Origin of the sequence: Halorubrum sp. CBA1125 (genome assembly GCF_009742825.1) — an archaeon.
GTDB lineage: Archaea > Halobacteriota > Halobacteria > Halobacteriales > Haloferacaceae > Halorubrum.
In genome coordinates, this window is sequence record NZ_WPCE01000002.1 from 63,649 (window position 1) to 81,749 (window position 18,101).

At 54.6% G+C, this 18,101-nt stretch carries 9 protein-coding genes, 1 tRNA gene and 1 rRNA gene; 7 read left to right on the forward strand and 4 right to left on the reverse strand.

The features are described from left to right. The first annotated feature begins 4 nt into the window (after positions 1 to 4). The gene (locus GJ633_RS00805; RefSeq protein WP_136516497.1) at positions 5 to 712 is read left to right on the forward strand and encodes a hypothetical protein; all 708 of its coding nucleotides are present in this window, start codon (positions 5 to 7) and stop codon (positions 710 to 712) included. Between the two features lie 173 nt (positions 713 to 885). Here the strand turns inward: GJ633_RS00805 and GJ633_RS00810 are convergent, their stop codons facing one another. Beyond that, positions 886 to 5,820 carry a hypothetical protein gene (locus tag GJ633_RS00810; protein ID WP_156586335.1) on the reverse strand — a complete coding sequence of 1,645 codons (4,935 nt, stop codon included), beginning with the start codon at positions 5,818 to 5,820 and terminating at the stop codon, positions 886 to 888. A 211-nt stretch (positions 5,821 to 6,031) separates the two neighbouring features. Here GJ633_RS00810 and GJ633_RS00815 point away from each other — a divergent pair, with 211 nt between their 5' ends. From GJ633_RS00815 to GJ633_RS00830, 4 genes are all read left to right on the forward strand, one after another. Continuing rightward, a complete protein-coding gene (locus GJ633_RS00815; RefSeq protein ID WP_156586337.1) occupies positions 6,032 to 6,271 on the forward strand; it encodes a hypothetical protein in 240 nt (79 codons plus the stop codon). 259 nt (positions 6,272 to 6,530) lie between these two features. Further along, entirely contained in the window at positions 6,531 to 8,591 is a 2,061-nt protein-coding gene (locus GJ633_RS00820; protein ID WP_156586339.1) for a DNA helicase UvrD, read from the forward strand. Beyond that, positions 8,588 to 9,493 carry a PD-(D/E)XK nuclease family protein gene (locus GJ633_RS00825; RefSeq protein WP_156586341.1) on the forward strand — a complete coding sequence of 302 codons (906 nt, stop codon included), beginning with the start codon at positions 8,588 to 8,590 and terminating at the stop codon, positions 9,491 to 9,493. Before GJ633_RS00820 ends, GJ633_RS00825 begins: the two co-directional genes overlap by 4 nt. After that, positions 9,490 to 12,948 (forward strand): ATP-dependent DNA helicase, encoded by a 3,459-nt coding sequence (locus GJ633_RS00830; protein ID WP_156586343.1) that lies wholly within the window; start codon positions 9,490 to 9,492, stop codon positions 12,946 to 12,948. Before GJ633_RS00825 ends, GJ633_RS00830 begins: the two co-directional genes overlap by 4 nt. Before the next feature lie 130 nt (positions 12,949 to 13,078). Here the strand turns inward: GJ633_RS00830 and GJ633_RS00835 are convergent, their stop codons facing one another. Beyond that, complete coding sequence (locus GJ633_RS00835) at positions 13,079 to 14,734, reverse strand: hypothetical protein (protein WP_156586346.1); 1,656 nt, start codon at positions 14,732 to 14,734, stop codon at positions 13,079 to 13,081. A gap of 124 nt (positions 14,735 to 14,858) precedes the next feature. Between GJ633_RS00835 and GJ633_RS00840 the strand changes: the two genes are divergently transcribed. After that, positions 14,859 to 15,227 carry a hypothetical protein gene (locus tag GJ633_RS00840; RefSeq protein ID WP_156586348.1) on the forward strand — a complete coding sequence of 123 codons (369 nt, stop codon included), beginning with the start codon at positions 14,859 to 14,861 and terminating at the stop codon, positions 15,225 to 15,227. Between the two features lie 109 nt (positions 15,228 to 15,336). Beyond that, positions 15,337 to 17,661 (forward strand): DUF4209 domain-containing protein, encoded by a 2,325-nt coding sequence (locus GJ633_RS00845; protein ID WP_156586349.1) that lies wholly within the window; start codon positions 15,337 to 15,339, stop codon positions 17,659 to 17,661. Between the two features lie 121 nt (positions 17,662 to 17,782). On the opposite strand, the gene GJ633_RS00850 is transcribed toward GJ633_RS00845, so the two are convergent. Both GJ633_RS00850 and rrf read right to left on the reverse strand, forming a co-directional pair. Further along, positions 17,783 to 17,858: transfer RNA gene (locus GJ633_RS00850), tRNA-Cys, on the reverse strand. Positions 17,859 to 17,997: 139 nt separating this feature from the next. Further along, positions 17,998 to 18,101, reverse strand: a 5S ribosomal RNA gene (gene rrf / locus GJ633_RS00855); the annotation flags it as partial.

Consider the following 18,101-nt stretch of genomic DNA (forward strand, 5'->3'; position numbering starts at 1 on the left):
ATCGATGGCAACGGTGGCTAGGTGTTTGAACGAGATTCTGAATCCTCAAACTATTGAGGTTCTGGAAGTTATTTTTATCTACCTAATACTGGTCGGTGCCGCTGTCGGCATTCTCTTAATCGTCGAACCTATCTCAAATTTCAAGGAGTTAAGATACGAATTAACGGAGTTCGTACACTATTACAAGAATACTGCTTGGTGGTGGCTGACAACATTTCTAATTTCCGTTATCTCACTAACAATTGGCGCTGGTCAAAGTGTATTTGTAGATCTCACACTCCTTAGCCTGTTTACAGCGCCTGCGATCGCCTACTATCATCAAAACTCCCCGTTCTCAATCAAAGTCGAATACCGCGCTCGTACATCAAACGGAAGGACAGCGATAGGTGAAGAAATCGAAAACATCGCCACATTAGATAACGACCAGTATATTCTAGAGTTTCCTATTACAACTGGCTCCAATATCGATGAGTTCGAGATCGATCTTGCGGTTCCGGACGGCGTCGAGGTATGGAACTATTCTGCAATAACGGGAGTGGATCTATCTGACAATAAAACGAGTATCGAAGGGCATGCACCGGCAGGACGAGATTCGTTCGTGTTCGAACTTATTCTTAAGAAGACTGCTGGGGTCAAACAGGGGGCGAATCTAGTGGTTCTGTCTGATTCAAGTAGCGGCAGAGAGTTAGTGTCCGTTCGGTTAATGCCGTAGTTGGTAGTGTGAATTCTGACCGGGGACTACACTGGTCTGATAACATTTCCCGGAACAACAGGTTGTTCTGGTTGAATAGAATGTAGATGATGAGATACAGTTCAAATTGGAGCCGAACCACCGATTGCGGAGCTACAGAACCCTGACTTGTGAAAAACACCTCTCCTTGGGAGTCAGAGATCGATTGATTCGTCGCTATCCTGAACGTAGATGACTAATCCGTCGTGGCCATAGCCTTGGTTCCGGAAGCTATTGACTAATTCAGGGAGTCCGTCAAGCTCCCTGGTCAGGTCCACAGCTTGTCGTCCGGATTGAACACCTAACAGCCGCCACGAGCCCTGATACAGGGTTTGCTCTGTATCGTCGGTCTCAGATGAGTGCAAGACTTTGCGATAGACCCGGAGCTGGTTTTGGGTCAAATGTACCTTGTAAGGACCTTCATCGCCCAAGCTCTTGATTTCGTATCGAACGGGCTCGATCTCGCCACCGGTGCGTTCCAGCCCGAGCATATCGTACCCTGCACCATCCCACACGCTTGAGATGTGGAGACCGGATTCGAGGGCTTCATCGCTACCTGTTTCGTGCCATTCTCGAAGGCCGCGTTCCAGATTTTCTGCAGTCCGGCCCGAGGATGGAATCACCGATAGAAGGCTCTCCAGAGCCTCATCAAACTCTCCTCGTGCCTTCGCATCTTCGAGAAGTTCTACAGTCTGCTTGGTAATCCACGATGCGGCCGCTCGCTCGGCATCGTCACCAACTGCTTTCGTATTCTTCCATTCAGATTCGAGGTCTTCGATCTCTACGATTCCGTTTTCAGTTTCGTTCGGATCACCTTCGGACAACCTTGGTCGACCCCAGCCGAGATCCTCTGTGGTTGCCACGTTCTCGACGGGTTCGTACCGCGGTGAGAACTCAATTAGCCGATCTTCGAGTTCTTCGTAAGCTGGTATCGCCGCTTCAGGGAGTGATCCGCCGAATGGATTCCCTCGTAGCCATTCGATGACGGCCCGTGTGGGGTCGAAGGCGACTCGTCGAGACGCATCTTCAGTGATGTATTCCTGCAAGCGAGCTTCGAGTTCATCGTCAGAGAACGCTACCTCGATGTGCTCCTCTATGAGGTGCTCCAAGAACGGAATAAGTTGTTCCCACTTCGTGAACCACGCGTCCCATTTCGCTCGGTGTGTCTGTTCACAGGAGAACTGTGGCCGGAACGGCTCCTGAGCGTCTGTCAAGTCTATCGATCGTAACGCAGCATTCACATCAGCAGCGGTAAAGGACCATGAAACCGCGGTCACATCCACATCATCAGGGTCGACATGAGAGAGTCGGTTCCACGAGTCACGAACCCGAATATCGAGTTCAGATAGCGCCGTCCGCACCCGGCGACGTAGCTCCTCGTGTTCTTCATCATCGAGTTGGCGGAGATGTCGCTCGTAGGCATCAACCAAGGAGATTGCGTCGCGTTTCTCCAAGAGTCGTTCGACACGGCTGACATCATCTGACTCGTAGCCGCTGAGGGCCTGACCGAAGAGTGGGCCGACGCCAGTAGCGGAATCCTCAAGCAGCAGTTTAGCTAACGGCTCACCGAATTCATCAAGCGGTGGTGAACCTGTGGTTCCGTCTGGCGTATCAAAGATAATCGTCGGTGGGTCCGGTTGCAGATAGAGCGCGTGATTGTGAGTGTTCTTGTACCGCGTTGCAGTCAGTGACTCTTCCCCGCCGAGAGTTGCTTGGAATTCGATCCATGCGTTCTCAACGTAGCGAATCGTGCTGCTTCGCCATCGATCAGCCGCCGTCGCCGGGTCAATATCAACTTGGTTTGTCGTACTGGCGAGGGCAAGCAGATGCGCGATGATTGGTCGAAGTTGCTCTTCGAGGTTCTGAACGACTTCCACTTCTTCGCTGCCCCGGTGGGCTGGGTACACCTGACGTGAAATATCAATCTCGCGTGCGGCCAGTGGCTCATATCCTCGAAGAGTCTCAGTCCCGATCGTCGCTGCAGCCAGCGGCACCGCTGGGAAGAACCGGCGCATTTGATCTCGGGTGGTGTTTGTCGTTGGAATCCACACATCTTCGTCCGGTTCATACCACGCTAATCCTCGTTCAGCGAGCGCTCGTGGTTCGTCGACGGGTCGATACCCGAGGATGGGGATCTCTCGGTCGTCCGCTTCAGGATCGTGTTCCCGACTGATCGTGTTGAGAAGACGGTCAAATAACCGAGTCAAGGCCTGCCGTGCACGTGGATTCTCTTCGATCTCGTCTAACCGATCCGCTGTTAGTGAATGTACCTGAGTCAGTAGTCTGAAAGCTGGTTCTGCAGCGTCTCGTCCGAGACTATCCATATCGGTCCCGCTGACCGAATCAAGGGCGATCAACAACTCCTGTGAGAGTGGAGCTTCCTTCGACACACTCCAGAGTACGGACGGGAACTGGCGCTGCTGACGGGAGACAAGCGTGATCTCTGCCGGAGAAATCCGATCTGGTGGTTCTTCAACGAGGAGCGGTGGTTCTGCTTCCCCTTCAGCGTCACCGACTGGGAACCAGGCTTGATTCCGGAGTGCCGGAAGGATCTCGATTGGCCGCCGCCCTTGCTTTTCCTCGTCTAATTCATTCCGTTCAGCTTCAATGATGTCTGCAAGCCACGAGTCCCAAGCTGCATCAAGCGATGTTAGCCACGCAGCCGGATCAACCGAGTCTGAAGTCGCAGGTTCTGTTCCGAGACGGAGTGGGTTCCACTCCGTCCCTGCCGCAACTAACACCGGGGGTGCGTCGCGGGGCGCAACCGTTCCGTCCTCACCCCCTTCGACTAACGTGAGTCGAACCTCATCGTCTGGATCGGGCGGTTCCGGCGTTACTCCAATGAACGCGAGGAATGAATCCAGATCCGCATTTTCGGGGAGTGAGGGGAGTTTTTCGACGGCAACCCGATCTCGTGTGAGTTGACGTGCTGGTTCCCACTGTCCATCTATTGTCGGGAGAAACAGCGTTGCGATCGCACGGCCAGCAGATCGAGCATTATCGCTATAGACATCGTCTCTAATTGCTCGCCATCCGGGACCATACGTATCCGTTTCTGCCGGGGGAGCTGCACTGCCTTGCGAGTTGAGGGCGAAGAGATCCATCGTGAACTGAATCAGTTCAGACTGTAATCGCTCCGCACGGTCCGGATCAGCATCTAATGGCTTGTACTCCCAGTCAGTCAGAGCGTTCGGGAGTTGCCGGAGCTCTGCGAGGACATCCCACCGATTGAATTGATTCGCTCCAAGGGGGTGTGGTGGCTCTCGATCGAAACCGGACTGGAACTCGTATGAAGTCACAGCACGCCCGGCCTCACGGAGCGCAAGCGGGAGATCAAGCTGTGTTGTCTCTGACCGACGGATGAAAAGCCGATGCGTGTGTCGATCAGTCTGAATCTGCCCGCCAGCTGTCCCTCGTTCGGGAAGCTGTACAGCGGGCGTGTCGCTCGTCCGGTCTTCATCTCGCGTCGCGGTGATGGGTGCAACACGAGTGCCCGCATCTCGTATCGCGTCACACATCGCTATCGCGCGCCGCCGCCAGGTTTTCGTTCTGCGAGAGGATTTACACGTCCGGTCAAGCCAGTTACCTGCCGCTTTCCAGAAATCATCATACGTTGAAAGTGGCCACTGGTCTTGCTGCTCGAAAAATGCATCAGCCAGTGCCGCCCACTGTCGATACCGATCCGGTTCCTTTACTCCAGCATCGGAAAACAGTAGATCCTCTATGTGGTCGACGACGATCTTGGCGGCGTCTGAACTCCGTGACCCTGGGTCGAGGAACTGCCAAAAATCATCCCGAGGCGTCCCACCCGAAGTGATCTGTGGGACAGTAGTAACTGCTTCAGGGTCGATCCACGTGTACTCGAAGTCATCATCCGGAATACCGAGATGATTGAAGATTGCGTGGAGATGCAGTTCCGCGGCTGCTCTAAGTAGGGCTCTGTTGTATCGACCAATCGTCTCGTCATCAAGCCGAAGGGCTGTTCTATCCGTTCGTAACTGGAAATCACCCTGGAGATCGATACCGAAGGGAGTCTCGATCAGCGTGGGCAGGTAACCGTACAGTCCGGGTATTGAGTCATCCGAGCCGGCTTCCAGTCGTGGCCAAGCGATGGCTGCACCGGGCGTGGAAACATCGTGTTCAGCCTCTTCAGCGAGCGATCGCAGTTCTGAGGATGCCCAGTAAACGATCGACCGTTTCGCTTCCTCGGGGTTCGTCGATGGCCAAGTAGATTTCTGGAATCTGTTCCCCCACGCATCGAAGGAGACGGTCAGTTTCCGGCGGTCATCGAATAGCCCGATGAAGTTGAGATGGCGTTGTTGAAACGTTTCAACGGACTCACGTAGCTCATCCTCTTTCCCAGGGGTAATCGGGACTACCACGACCGTGCTAAAGTCGGAAACATCGTCGGGTGTCGGTGGCTTATCGGCGCATAACGGGAGTGGGAAATGGAAGCTCGCCCGTTGTTCGTCGTTGTCCAAAGGGCTCTCCGGCGAATCAAGGAACTCGGCGTGGCCCCTCTGTACCTCTGGGAATTCGAGTCGCTGCTGCCACGTGTCGTGAGCCAGTGGAAGATGCATCTCCATCCCCCACCACCCAGGACTTTCAGAGAATCGACTCCAGACACGGGCGAAATCCCCTAGCCAGAAGACGGACCGGAATCCGACGCCTTTGTTCCCAACGCTCTCTTCAGGACGCTTATTCGATACGTGTAGCGTACAGAGGGCATTGAAGTCCGGCCGACGCTGTCCTTGAACCTCAGGGGGATTCGAATAGTCGTATTCCGGATCTACTCGGATCGGTGCTCCGTCATTCGCAACAATAAGTGCCTGGTCAGTTGGCCCCCAATCGACATTTCGAATTTCGACCGCGACGTTGGATTCAGCTCGGTCAAGTGCATTCTGTAAGAGTTCAAAAAGGACACGAGCAGTATACTGCCGTCGAATCGATTCCTCGGCCTGCAGATCTCGGTATGCATCGTTCCCGCTCATACCGGCTGAGTTCTTGTAATGCCGTTTGAAGACTGCCTGAAGATCGCTCGGCTCGGGAACGTATCCCGGTTCCGGGTGATTAGCGTACTGTTCACTCATCCGTCATAGCACCTTGAAAACGAGAAGAGACAACAGCCATAGCAAGTAAGTGAGATGCAGACAGTATGAAAGTTCGGCTAAAACATCTCGTGGTGTTCGGTAAGAGGAATTTGCTTTCCTGAATCCTTACTAACGGATACAGACGGGTGCTGATACAGCAGGATGATTCAGCACCGGTACATTTTCGTTAGTCGTTGTCAAGATAGTCGATATGGCGACACTACTTGCTGAAGTTCAGACACAACAAGGAAAAGACGTTGCGAAGGTCTATCGAACCCCCAACGAGGACCATGAATACGAGATTAGAACGAGTGGAACTCCTTCAGAAACGGATCGAATTCACGGTGGTATGGCGAAAACAAGAGAGTCTATAAGGAGTAATACGAGCGAATTTCTCAAATCAATAAACCATCCTGACTCTGGCAGCAATTTTCGTGTACAGATGGTGTGATTAGCTTAGGTAATTGATGCGCACTGTATCCAGCACTGTCGTCCTCTCTATCATCGATTGAGTGCATCAACAAGCTGGTGGTGTCAGAGACGCACCACAGTTCACAGCTTGGGGAGTTTTTACAGCCCTTCGGTTTGGAAGTGGTAACTAATCATAGAATTGGGACGAGGAATCCAGTATCAGCAGCGGGATACAGAAGCCCCCTTGATAGCGGCGGTGTCTGGCTCTGGATTCTACGACTCCTATGTAGATAACGAATATGACAGCCAACTCATCTCCACGGGAGTTTGACGGCACTCTGGTCTCCACGCCGTTCGGTGCTGGAAACGTCCGACGAACGACGCAGAATGAATACGAGAAACTCCTCGATAAGTACGATTCCGAGGGTGTACTCGTTCTCACAGGTGCGCCGACGAGTACGGACTCGTTCCGTGACACGTTGGACGAGGTGCTTCCTGGTGCGGCGACCCCGTACGTGACATCGCCTGTCGTGCACGCAACGGATGTCCTCAATCAGACAGACGAACGAGTGATTCTTTCGGACGCGTTGCGGCGTGAACTCCTGCATCGATTCCTCGATGGTTACGAATGGGAGACAGAATACCTACGGCGGGCGTCGGAACAATCCTCGTTCATCGAAGACGTAGATCGAGTGATGGGCACGATTTCGTGGCAGGACATTTCTCCCAGTGAGACGCCTGAACTCCGGGAAATTACCACGGCACTTGATGCGTTTCACAATTGGCTTGCTGAACACGATCACATAGAGCGGGGGCAACTCATATCAGAAGCTCTCGCTGTCCTCACGGGCGATGACTACGACGACATCGTCGATATTGACGCGGTGCTTGCAGTCGAATTTGAGGAATTCTTCCCGCTCGACCGGGCATATCTTGACGCGCTCACAGCGGACTGTGAGCTTGTCTGTATCGCTGAGGATGACGCAAGTGTCCGCAGAACCTGGGTGGAGACAGGTCCAGTCACGGACTATGTCTCGTTCAGTGAATCTCGGCGCGCGTCCGGTGTCCAGCCATCAACTCGCCCGGCCGCCACGGCTGCGTACTTCGCGGAAGAAACTGTCGTGAACGACCCGGATGCCGGATCAGTCTCCGTGCTCGCTGCGGACTCCAGTGGCGACCAACTTGCTGCGATTGCGAACGAGATTGAAGAGCTCGTCGAGCAAGAGGGCTGGAACTACGCCGACATCGCGGTCGCTACCAAACAAAGCGGGAGTACCGTTACAGACACCATCGAATCGTTCGAACGTAGTGGAATCCCAACAGAGTCGGCTACTATTACTGGATTGGGCGACGATCCCGCGATTAGGGAGCTGCTTGCTGTTACTCGCCACTTGGCCGCTGACGAGGACGATGACGTACCTGATCACGGACCAGCACTCGATACGGATCGCTTAGCTCGTGTTGGCGAGATGGATCAGTTGGAAGACGCGGTACGGTGGTGGGCAACTGATTCCGGGCTGAAAGAACGAATCGCGGAGCGAGCGACACCGCTCGATGCGCGGTCACAGTTCGGAAACGTTCGCCGTGCGTTTCGAATGGCTGCGTTCCTGGATGATACTGCGTTCCTCGGTTCGACGTGGGACTCCTACGAAGAGATGCTGGAACGGGCCCACGAGTACGCGTCCCAGCAGAATCAGACCAGCGCAACAGATCTCGATGGCGGCGTCAGAGTCGACCACTTGCAAGCGATCAAGAACACCACGTTCAAGGCGGTGTTCCTGATTAACCTCACCGACAGTGAGTACCCTGGTGACCCCTTCCTCACCCGGCTGTTTCCAACCGAGCGCGTTGCGTCAATGCCAGACTACCCGGGCGTAACGGATCTCAGCGACACGGATGTTGACCAGACCTTCCCGACGGACTCGACAGCGTCGAGCAGGCCGTTCGTACGGTACCACGCGGAGCACGCACGGCGATGCTTGGCGGTAGGTGCTGGAGTGGCAACAGAGCGCTTGTACTGTTGTCTCTACGAGTACGAAGATACTGCTCTCGAAGAGCGTGCTCAGGCGTCGCGGTTCCTGACGGCAGCGTATGCAGATCTCCCCTGGGTGACGGACGCCGCGGATCCGCAGATCACGAGCGAGCAAGCAGCTGAAGAGTTCTTGCTGTCACGGGTTGATAACGCACTCGCGGATGTTCGCCGCGCGAACAGCCAAGACGTGACAATCTCACTCGACGAGGTTGAAGCGGAACTCGGTGAGATTCAAGAGTTGCTTGACAAAAGCGGGATGCGAGGCGAAGAACTGCGGAAAGCGTTGCGGGCCCGTGTCGAGTTCGCTAATGGAGAGGTGCGGCGATGAGCGACAATTCGCTTTCGCCGTCTCGTTTGGCGACGTACGCAGCGTGTCCGCGACAATACGAGTACAGCTACCCGCAGGACATCAACACGCCAGATCGAACCGAGCTTTATCTCAACCAGGGAAAGATCTACCACGAAACTATCGAGACCGTGTGTGATGCGACGGAGCGTGATGATGATCCCGAGATGATTCACACCCGGGCAATGCGTATCTTCGACGAGAAGTGGGACGAACACAGTAACCCGGACGATTACGAATCAGTTGCGCACCGCGAGTACCAGCGAGCCGAGAATCAGGCTGCTATCGATGCGTTCTTCGATCCGGATGGTGGCGATGGGATAGACCACGCACGTCGCTCAGTCGCAACAGAGTGCTGGGTAGAGTGTGAACGCGATGGGAGAGGGCTTCACGGGAAGGCTGATAACGTCATTCGAACCGATGATGGTCTCCACATCATCGATTACAAGCGAAATACACGCGGGGTGATTTCCTCAGGAACAGCAGAGTATTTGGCTGAACATCTTGACGGCGACGCACACGAACCGAAGCGTGTTCGGAACGCCTTCCAGACGGCGACGTACATTGAGGGCGTGAAGAACGAACCGTTCTACGAGGACGAGATGGAAGTGCGGTTCAGTTTCTACGGAGTACTCAACAGCACATCATTCGAGAGCACCCCTTCAGGATACAACGTGTCCGTACGTGGGTATCCACGCGAAACAACTGAGATCTACGAGGAGTACCACGAGACGATCTGGGCACTCATTCGGGCTGCACACGACGGCATCACGAGCGAGACGTACGACCCGGAACCGTTCACCATCATCAGCGAGGAAGCATGCCCGGATTGCGAGTACCGGGAAATGTGTCCTGACCGGCTCTCCACAGAGGTGAAACGATGAGCGGTGACGAGACCGAGCACCCATCCTGGTTCCCCGTCCCAGAAGATGAGTTGTCACCGGAACCACAGCAGGGAGAAATCATCGACGCAGATGAGTATCCGATGCGGGTGCTCGCCGGGGCAGGGACGGGGAAGACGTTCACGATGGTGCGGAAGATTGAGTACCTCATCGACGAGAAGGACGTATCTCCGGATCGAATTCTCGCGTTGACGTTCACGAACAACGCCGCCGATTCCATGCGGGAGAAGCTCAACGCGAAGCTCGGCACCGCTGGGTACGACATCGACGCGTATACGTACCACTCGATCTGCAACGAAATTCTCTCAGACTACGCCTACACCGCAGGGCTCGACCCGGACTTCGACATCGCTACTGACGCCGAAAAGTACGCCATCGTGCTGGATGTCCTCGACGAGATCGAGTACCGATCGGTCAAACCCAACGTGTACGGGGGCGACGGATACGCGTCAGGCGCTGCCTCGAAGCTCCTCGACTTCATCGGCTCGATGAAGCGTAACGGCGTCGCACCCGAGGGGATTGATGCATTCCTCGGATCGGCCGAACGCGTATATGAACTGGCCGACCTACCAGAACGAATCGAAACCATCGCTAGCGACCACCTCGGCGGCCGCTCCGTATCAAACGTCTTGACTGCACTTCCCGATGCACGTGAGGACATCGTTGAGGAACGCGACGCGTTAGGAACGGACGGCATCGAAGCCAGTATCCGTGACTTCCTTGACCGACTCGTTGCTCTCTGTGATGCACTCGAAACGACTTTTGAAGGACACGAAGCCGGTGAGCGTGAACTTCCCGAGAACGCGTACAAGCTCCCGAAATACCTGCTCGGCGGGTACAGTAGCGCACCGAAAGGCATCCCGAACGATCTTAACCTCGAACTCACAGATCATCTCGATTCATTCCTCTCCGACTGTTTCACCGCTCGTGATCTGACTGCAGGATATGCCGCATACGAGCGTGTACTCGACGAGCGCAACTTCATCGACTTCAACGGATTGGTCGTGAAAACGGCAGAGCTGATGGACTCTCCCGTCGGTGAGGAAATTGCTGACCGGTGGGACTACGTGTTCTGTGACGAATTCCAAGACACCGACCGCCTACAGTTCGATCTCGTCACATCACTGGTCACGGATGACAACCTGTTCGTCGTCGGTGATGACGACCAAGCGATCTACGAGTGGCGCGGTGCACACGTCGCCAACATCACCGACGAACTCGACAAGGTGTTCGCAGCGCTTACGGACAAACCGCTAGAGGAGAACTTCCGCTCACGGCAACCAATCCTTGATTTGGCGAATGAAGCGATCACGAAACTCGATCACCGTGAGCAGCACAAGACACTCACTCGGGTCAACGAACCAGACTACGACGGTGATACCGTCGCTACCGTCAAGCTCCCTGATGAAGAAGACGATGGAGACGGGGCAACGCAGCTTCGAACCGTCGTCCAGAACCTGTTAGCCGGCACAGCGGACAATCTCGCCGACGCATACGACCCAGGAGACATTGCACTCTTGGTTCGGAAAAACGACCACGCAACGCCAATTATTGAGGAATTCGAAGACGCCGGGATCCCGTACCAGGTCGCTGGAGATCTTGCCACAGAATCAATCGGTGTCGGCACCGTAACGGCCTACCTCAAAGCGCTCGCTCGACCGGAAGATGAGGTGAGTTGGAATCGCGTCTTACTGATGCGGTATCGACTCTGCGATGCGGATCTCCGTACTCTCAACGAGGGTGACGAGCCACTCATAGACGCTCTCCGCAAAACCCCACTAGACGAATTTGATGAACCGGGCCGCGTCGCAGAAGCCCGCGAGCATGTCATAGATCTCCTCAACATTCGAGACTCTGCATCGCTCAGCCACCTGTACCGCGAACTCAAAGACCGCACAAACATCGAGTGGTATCTCAGCGAGCAGGAGCGCCGCGACCTCGGACAACTCAACGAGATCATCGAACAATACGGTGACAGTGCCGTCCAGCCCCCACTCACCCCGGAATTCATCGACTCACTCGAACACTATGACTCGCTGTTCGATGAGAGCGGCTCCACACCGACAAGTCAGCCGGATATTGCTGATGACGCAGTCAACGTGATGACCATCCACAAGAGCAAGGGCCTAGATTTCCCGGTTGTACTTATTCCGCAAGTCACAGCCGATGAGTGGGGGCCGAGTTCACGGACATACGATGCGCTCGAAACGGGCATATCCGACGGTCCGGATGCAGCGTTTGCCGAGGACTACGTCGCGCGTGACGCCCGCGAAACCAGACGCGTGTTCCACGTCGGAATCACACGAGCAGAGGATATTCTCGTCCTGCAGGGTCGCCGTGACGCGGATGACGAGGGCGACGACGAGCCACATCCGGTTCCAGAGATCGTTGACGAACTGATTCCAGCCTGCATTCCATGGCAACCCCAAGGTGGTCAGCTTTCGATCTGGAGCGATGTACAGGAGTGCTTACCGGATGAAGCGGTGGACTGGACCGACACACTGGCATCAGAAAACGTCGGAGAGGTAGGCGGGACGGTCACCCACGATGGGGATTTACTCCCAGTAGAGACGGCACGTGACCGGGTACTGGCACTCGCAACAGCTACCCTTGATAGTCGCCTTACAACAGACGGCAACCGGTCAAAGATCCACGTTGAGTCTCTAACTGGACCATCAACGCCATCACCAGCTCTCTCACACAGCTATACGTCCCTGGCGGCCTACGAGGAGTGCCCACGCAGTCACTACCTCGACTACGTTGTCAACGCGTTCTCGGATTATCAAGACGGGACAAGTAGTGCTGGAAGCGGGGTGTCCCAACGCGCGATCGGGTTGCTCTTCCACGACACCGCAGAACAGGCCGCGAACAAGAATATCCAACAACGTGAGGAGTGGTACGACATCTGCGAACGACTTGCTAGTCAACGCCGGGACGAAGATGCGCTTCCGGCAGCGAAAGAATGTATTGACCGGTACTTCGAGTTGGAGCTATCCAACTACGACATCATCGACGCAGAACGAAAGTTCGAACTCACTATCGACGGGCACGAACTCGTCGGCTTCATCGACGCCGTCTATCGAACGGCCGACGACGAACTGGTTGTTATCGACTACAAGGCTACTGAACGGTATCGAGACATCCAGGACGACAAGCAACTCCCGATCTACTTACTAGCTTGTCGTGATCTCTATGACGAACCGATCAGGCGTGCTGGATACGCATATGTCGGGAATATCGGGCCGAACATCGAGACACGAACATTCAGCGAAGGCGAACTAGACAGCGTCAAAGACGACGTGGCAGGAGCAATGAACCAGATCGCAGAGGCATCGTTCAGTCAGTATACCGCTGATGATCACTGCCAGTGGTGCCAGCATAATCAACTTCCCTGCGCGTCGGATTCGTTTACCGTCGGCCCAGGATTCGAAGAGTGAGGTTCGAACAGCCCAATACCGGCTTCAGAATAACAGACTCCCGGTACGGCGCGACCTTCGTGGCTTGTAACCATTCAGCACCGCATAAGCAACATTCCCAGGCCACCACCGGGAGAAGGACCTAGATGTCTCAGAAAGACAGACAATCATCTTCCACAAACTCACCGGGGAAGATTCCCTCTGAGTCCGGGAACAAGGAATTCGATTCAGCGACATTACTGACACCCGGAAGACCAACTTGATCGTCTGGGATCTCCTCGAACGAGTTCAGACCTAGCATCTCTTCTGCCATACCCGGATCCACCGAAGGCTCCAGCATCGAAATGTCGTGGACTGAATCGAACTCACCAACGTTGAACGAATCCTGACCATTGAAAAACGTTGAAGCTGGCTCACTAGATCCCACAAGCGGTTCGTCAGGCTCAGAAAACTCCTGCTCAAAGTCATTTAGTCCAAAGGGATCCGTTGCTTCCCACTGCAGCGGCTCCCCCTGAGACATTGAATACTCTTGATCCACGTTAGCCTGGATCCCCTCTTCCCATCGTTCGTCCTGAACAGGGTCGAATACTGGCTCATCTATCGGTCCTACGTCCGGGGTACTGAACGGTTCTCCAATCGGTTCTAGTTCTCGTTCTGGGAAGAGCGAGTGACCGAAACCCCCGTCAGCTGGTTTGTCGTAGTTCCAACTGGCCGAGTGGGACGTGTCCAGTGAGGAATTACCGTGATCCATCAGTTCTTGGTCAGGTTGTTGCGTCGGTGTTCTGTTTGACTGCTTCTCCGCCTGGACACTGTCAACCGGTTCTAAAGTTCGGTGCCGGCGCTGAGGCTGCTCACGGTCCACTGGTTCCCGGGGATACCGAGGATTGAGATTCCGGGAACGTCGCGTATCGCTTGGCTGGCGACGTGAGTGTTTGCTCTCTGTCTTCCGCGATTGCGTGTTTTCGTTTCGGGTAGCGACGCCGGCACTGTGTGGAGTGGGAGCGAGAAGCGTCTTCAGCAGCGAAGAAATCTTGATTTCGATCGGGCTGCGGACCAGATCGTAGCTTACGGCACTCGGACCGAACTTGATCTCAACGAGATCAGGTATCGGATCGAACTGGAAGAACGATGGCCCCATGTCAACATCGAGGTAACTAAACCTCGTGTCGACATCGGCGAAGCGGATTGAACGATCGTACTCTACTGGCTTGAAATAGGGTGTGTTGGACTCAGAGGCTGGAGTCTGTCTTTGCGGCGCTGTTCTGTAGCCACGCGTCGTACGGGCTGGTCTCTGGACGGGGTTCTGGGTTCTGATGCGGGTAGTCGTTCGCTGAATCTCTTGAGTCTGGGTGGGAAGCTGCTGAGACTCCTCTAGTGTCGTCGATGGTTGTCGATCCGTTACTGGCGAGGATATATCGGACGGATCCTGGCGAACTTCTTGCGGTGGCTTCGTATTCTCGTTGCTTGCTTCATTAACCTTAGATGGCTGATCTGAATTTGTAGAACTTACCGCCGTGGATGTCGTTGGATTGGTCGACGTTCCCGTTGAGATAGCCCTGTGCGTCGGCCGACCCCTACGGGCAGGCGGAGCAGACACGAGTTTATAGGCGACGAGTAATGATACAGCAGCCGTAATCCCGATACCATACAGGACAATATCTGGAAGAGAACTACCCAACTGCCCCGCAGATCCCGCCATGACCTCAATCGAACTAGGAGACCAAGCGGGAATCGGATCATCAACGAAGAGAAAGGCTGTCCCGCTGATAACCACAAGCAGTGTAGTGAGACGGCCGACCACTGCCATTTCAACATATTTCGTCTGGTTTGCATAAATATCTGCTCCCGAGTACGGACTAACTTCTTACAGTCACCTGCAGAATACCAGAATAAAACTTATACGCGCTGTCTCTGATCACCTGATAGGTCGAATGCCACCAGGACTGCTCAAGGCACTACTACAATCGGTCAATCACTTTCGCAACTGGCGGAAGGGTGACCCCGAAAGCGCTACTCAGCGCGGCCGCAAATATTCGCTCTGGATACTGGTTGGTGGCATCACCGGGCTCTGGATCCTCTATCAGCACAATATCGCTGTCCCTGTCGACTTTGCGATGTTCACCGGTGGACTAGTCCTCGTCGAACTCTTCGAATTCGGTACACTTCTCCGACTAGGGATGGCGATCGATCCCTTGGTCGGTGGTATCCTCGGTACGATCGGACTCGGCACTCTTGCGAAATTCTTCCGTGACTTAGGCGGGTTATCCGCTGCCATCAGCTACTTTTTCTCAATCCGGTAAGCTCCAAGAGCGCTACTACAGAATCCCAGGCTGCTGGCGTCCTTCTTAGCCTGTGCAAGAAGAATGACCCGTCGAACAACTTTACGTTCTATTGGAACAGGAACTCCGTATGGTCCGGTTACTCGATACGTTCGACAGGGTTCGGGCCGACCCTGGAGAAGATGTTCACTTTGCGCTGCAATTAGATCGACTTTTCCAATCAGTAGTAGATCAAGAGGAGCTCAGCGACGAGACCCGGATCCACCTCGACGAAATGGACGATGAATATCTGTTGCCCAGCCTCGTGGACAACCTTGAGGACTGGTACAGCGACGAGACGTTCCAATCCGCCCGTGATGCACTAAATCGGTTTGAGGACGCTATCGCAGATGCAGAAGAACACGGATGGATGAACGTGGCCGCCCAATACCAGTACAGCCGGATCCGCCTCAAGTCAGGATTGCAGGGGCATAACGTAGCAGACGAACTTGACGAAGTACTCGAATTTCTGGAGAATCACTTCTCAGATGTCTCCACCAACTTCACTACCTCAATTATTGAATCCGCAATCGACAACATCGACGACATATCGGAGTCTCATAGAGATCGGTGGACAGATCTTATTGAAGCGGTTGTGGACTCTCACCGTACCGACAACCGCTTTAATCAGCTAAGAGAACAGCTCCGGCTGCTGCACGAGTTCAAACGCGAATGCAATCGAGGCACGTCAAACGTAGAGGCTGCACTCGTTGAGTCATATCGCACTGAAGCCGACCTAGTCGGACAAGACAGCCAGCTGCAGAAGGCAGATGTTCTTCAAAGCGGTGTCGCTGAGTGTGCCGAATATCTGAGCGACGAGCAAAAGCGCGACTGGAAACAGGAAGCTCTCCAAGCCCGCCGAACCGGGACCGAAACCGAACTCCACGAACTTGATCCAGATGACTTAGATGTGGACGGGGTAGAAGGCCAAAGCATCCAGCGGGCCGTCGCAGAAGAGATAGACCACAACACCCAGGTCTACGTCAACTGGTTCAAGCAGATGACGCAGACTTCTGGATCGAGTTCATACGCCCTCTACTGTTTAGTGCACTCTAGCAGCATTATTCCCGATCCGAATAGAATTCGATTGTCAACAGAAGAGTTCGTGGTCTCCCAGCTAGTCAGCCGCCAAATTATCTCTCCGGAAGCGTACACGCTTTCCGTTGATCCGTCGGATCCCGAGTCAATCCCGAACAGTTACGGCCACTACGCAGCAGGGAAAATGTCATCGCTGGGGAACGCGCTGTACCGTCTGATCAAAGAGGGCCACCTCACTATCTCCGATTTCATCCACATATTCCGGATCGGCGACACGCTCTCCCCCGATACAGAAGCGTTCCTCACCGACGCTCTTCTCGATCTCTACGAGGATAACTATCTACAGGCACTGTTCCTCTTCGTCCCACACCTTGAGGCAGCAATCGTTGACACGCTTCGGTCCATCGGACGGCCGGCATACACCATCATCGAAGAAGGAACCCAGCAACAACTCCTTGGCGGACTGTTCCTCGACGGAAAAGATCTGTTTGGACGCCACTACGCGATCTATCTCCGGTATAGGTACACGAGACGTGAAGGCATAAACCTCAGAAACCGGCTTGCGCATGGACAACTGCGGTACCAGAACGCGAATTACCTGAGCACGATTCTGACCCTGTTCGACATCCTGAAATGCATCATCACACTCAACAGCGCCGATTATCTGAGTTACTACGGTATCCCCCAACAGACACTATCTCCACCTACACAATACGATCGAGAGATCGACCTCTCCCTATTCACGGACCTGAATATGCAGATTATCGGCTACGGCATCTCCACTGATGGACACGCCCTGATAGTCATACGCGAAAACGGCTATGAGGATCAAACTGAGGTTTTTGTCAATAGGAGCCAGATTAACCGGTACCTCATCAGCGGGACCGGGCTGACCCGAGATGAGATTGGGGATAAAATCGACCAGCTCCGAGACGACCACCCGAACATCCCGGACAGCATTGACTATACCTGGCTTGACCAGGATGATCTGATACTCCACACGGTCAAGGATGTAATCAACGACCAGACCGCCGCCGCCGACCGTCTCTCACAAGAAAAAATCACCCATCACGCGAAAGTCCACGGTGTTGATGAAAGCACGACCCGAATCGCACTTCAGAGGCTTGAGGAGCGAGGCGAGATTACGATCATGGAGATCGACGGAGAGGAAGTCATTCCCACTGACCAGTATCTCCGTATCTTCGAAAGCGCTACACATGTCACGGGCATCGGCGAGACGTTAGCATGGCGAGTCGCAGACATCTTCGATAGCGAACGAGCGTACCTCGATGCAGGCCAAGAAGTATTTCAAACAGTACCAAGTGTCGGGCCCGACCGGGCAGAACGGCTGGTGACCGAGCGGGAAGGCACTATGTGAACGACTGAGATCGCGGGAGCAGATGGCGATCGCCAATGTACATCGATATTCTGATAGAAGATAGAATGACGAAGACGAGGAATAACGGATAGTCGTCTTCGGCTTTAGGGTTTAGTGTTAGAGCCAAGGGCCGGATTTGAACCGGCGTTGGGCGGCTCTGCAGGCCGCTGCGTCTGACCAGACTCTGCCACCTTGGCGCTACCGGAAGTATCGGAGTCGAGCGCTTAAGCCTAGCGGTCGGGGGTCGACCCGATCGCCCGGGCTCGTCGTGGTCGATATGAAGAGAGCCCGGAGACGCGATGTCTCTGGGCTCTGTGATGTGTGTAAGTATGAGTGGGCAGGCGGCGAACCGCGGTTCCCAGAGGATCGCTCACTCCAGTACTTCCCGGCACGCTGACGGGCTTAACTTCCGTGTTCGGAATGGGTACGGGTGTTCCCCC

What these genes read in the sequence shown, in the direction of transcription:
- GJ633_RS00830 (WP_156586343.1), top strand. Translation starts at nt 9,490, where the DNA reads ATGAGCGGTGACGAGACCGAGCACCCATCCTGGTTCCCCGTCCCAGAA.
- GJ633_RS00835 (WP_156586346.1), bottom strand. Translation starts at nt 14,734, where the DNA reads ATGGCAGTGGTCGGCCGTCTCACTACACTGCTTGTGGTTATCAGCGGG.
- GJ633_RS00815 (WP_156586337.1), top strand. Translation starts at nt 6,032, where the DNA reads ATGGCGACACTACTTGCTGAAGTTCAGACACAACAAGGAAAAGACGTT.
- GJ633_RS00840 (WP_156586348.1), top strand. Translation starts at nt 14,859, where the DNA reads ATGCCACCAGGACTGCTCAAGGCACTACTACAATCGGTCAATCACTTT.
- GJ633_RS00825 (WP_156586341.1), top strand. Translation starts at nt 8,588, where the DNA reads ATGAGCGACAATTCGCTTTCGCCGTCTCGTTTGGCGACGTACGCAGCG.
- GJ633_RS00845 (WP_156586349.1), top strand. Translation starts at nt 15,337, where the DNA reads ATGGTCCGGTTACTCGATACGTTCGACAGGGTTCGGGCCGACCCTGGA.
- GJ633_RS00805 (WP_136516497.1), top strand. Translation starts at nt 5, where the DNA reads ATGGCAACGGTGGCTAGGTGTTTGAACGAGATTCTGAATCCTCAAACT.
- GJ633_RS00820 (WP_156586339.1), top strand. Translation starts at nt 6,531, where the DNA reads ATGACAGCCAACTCATCTCCACGGGAGTTTGACGGCACTCTGGTCTCC.
- GJ633_RS00810 (WP_156586335.1), bottom strand. Translation starts at nt 5,820, where the DNA reads ATGAGTGAACAGTACGCTAATCACCCGGAACCGGGATACGTTCCCGAG.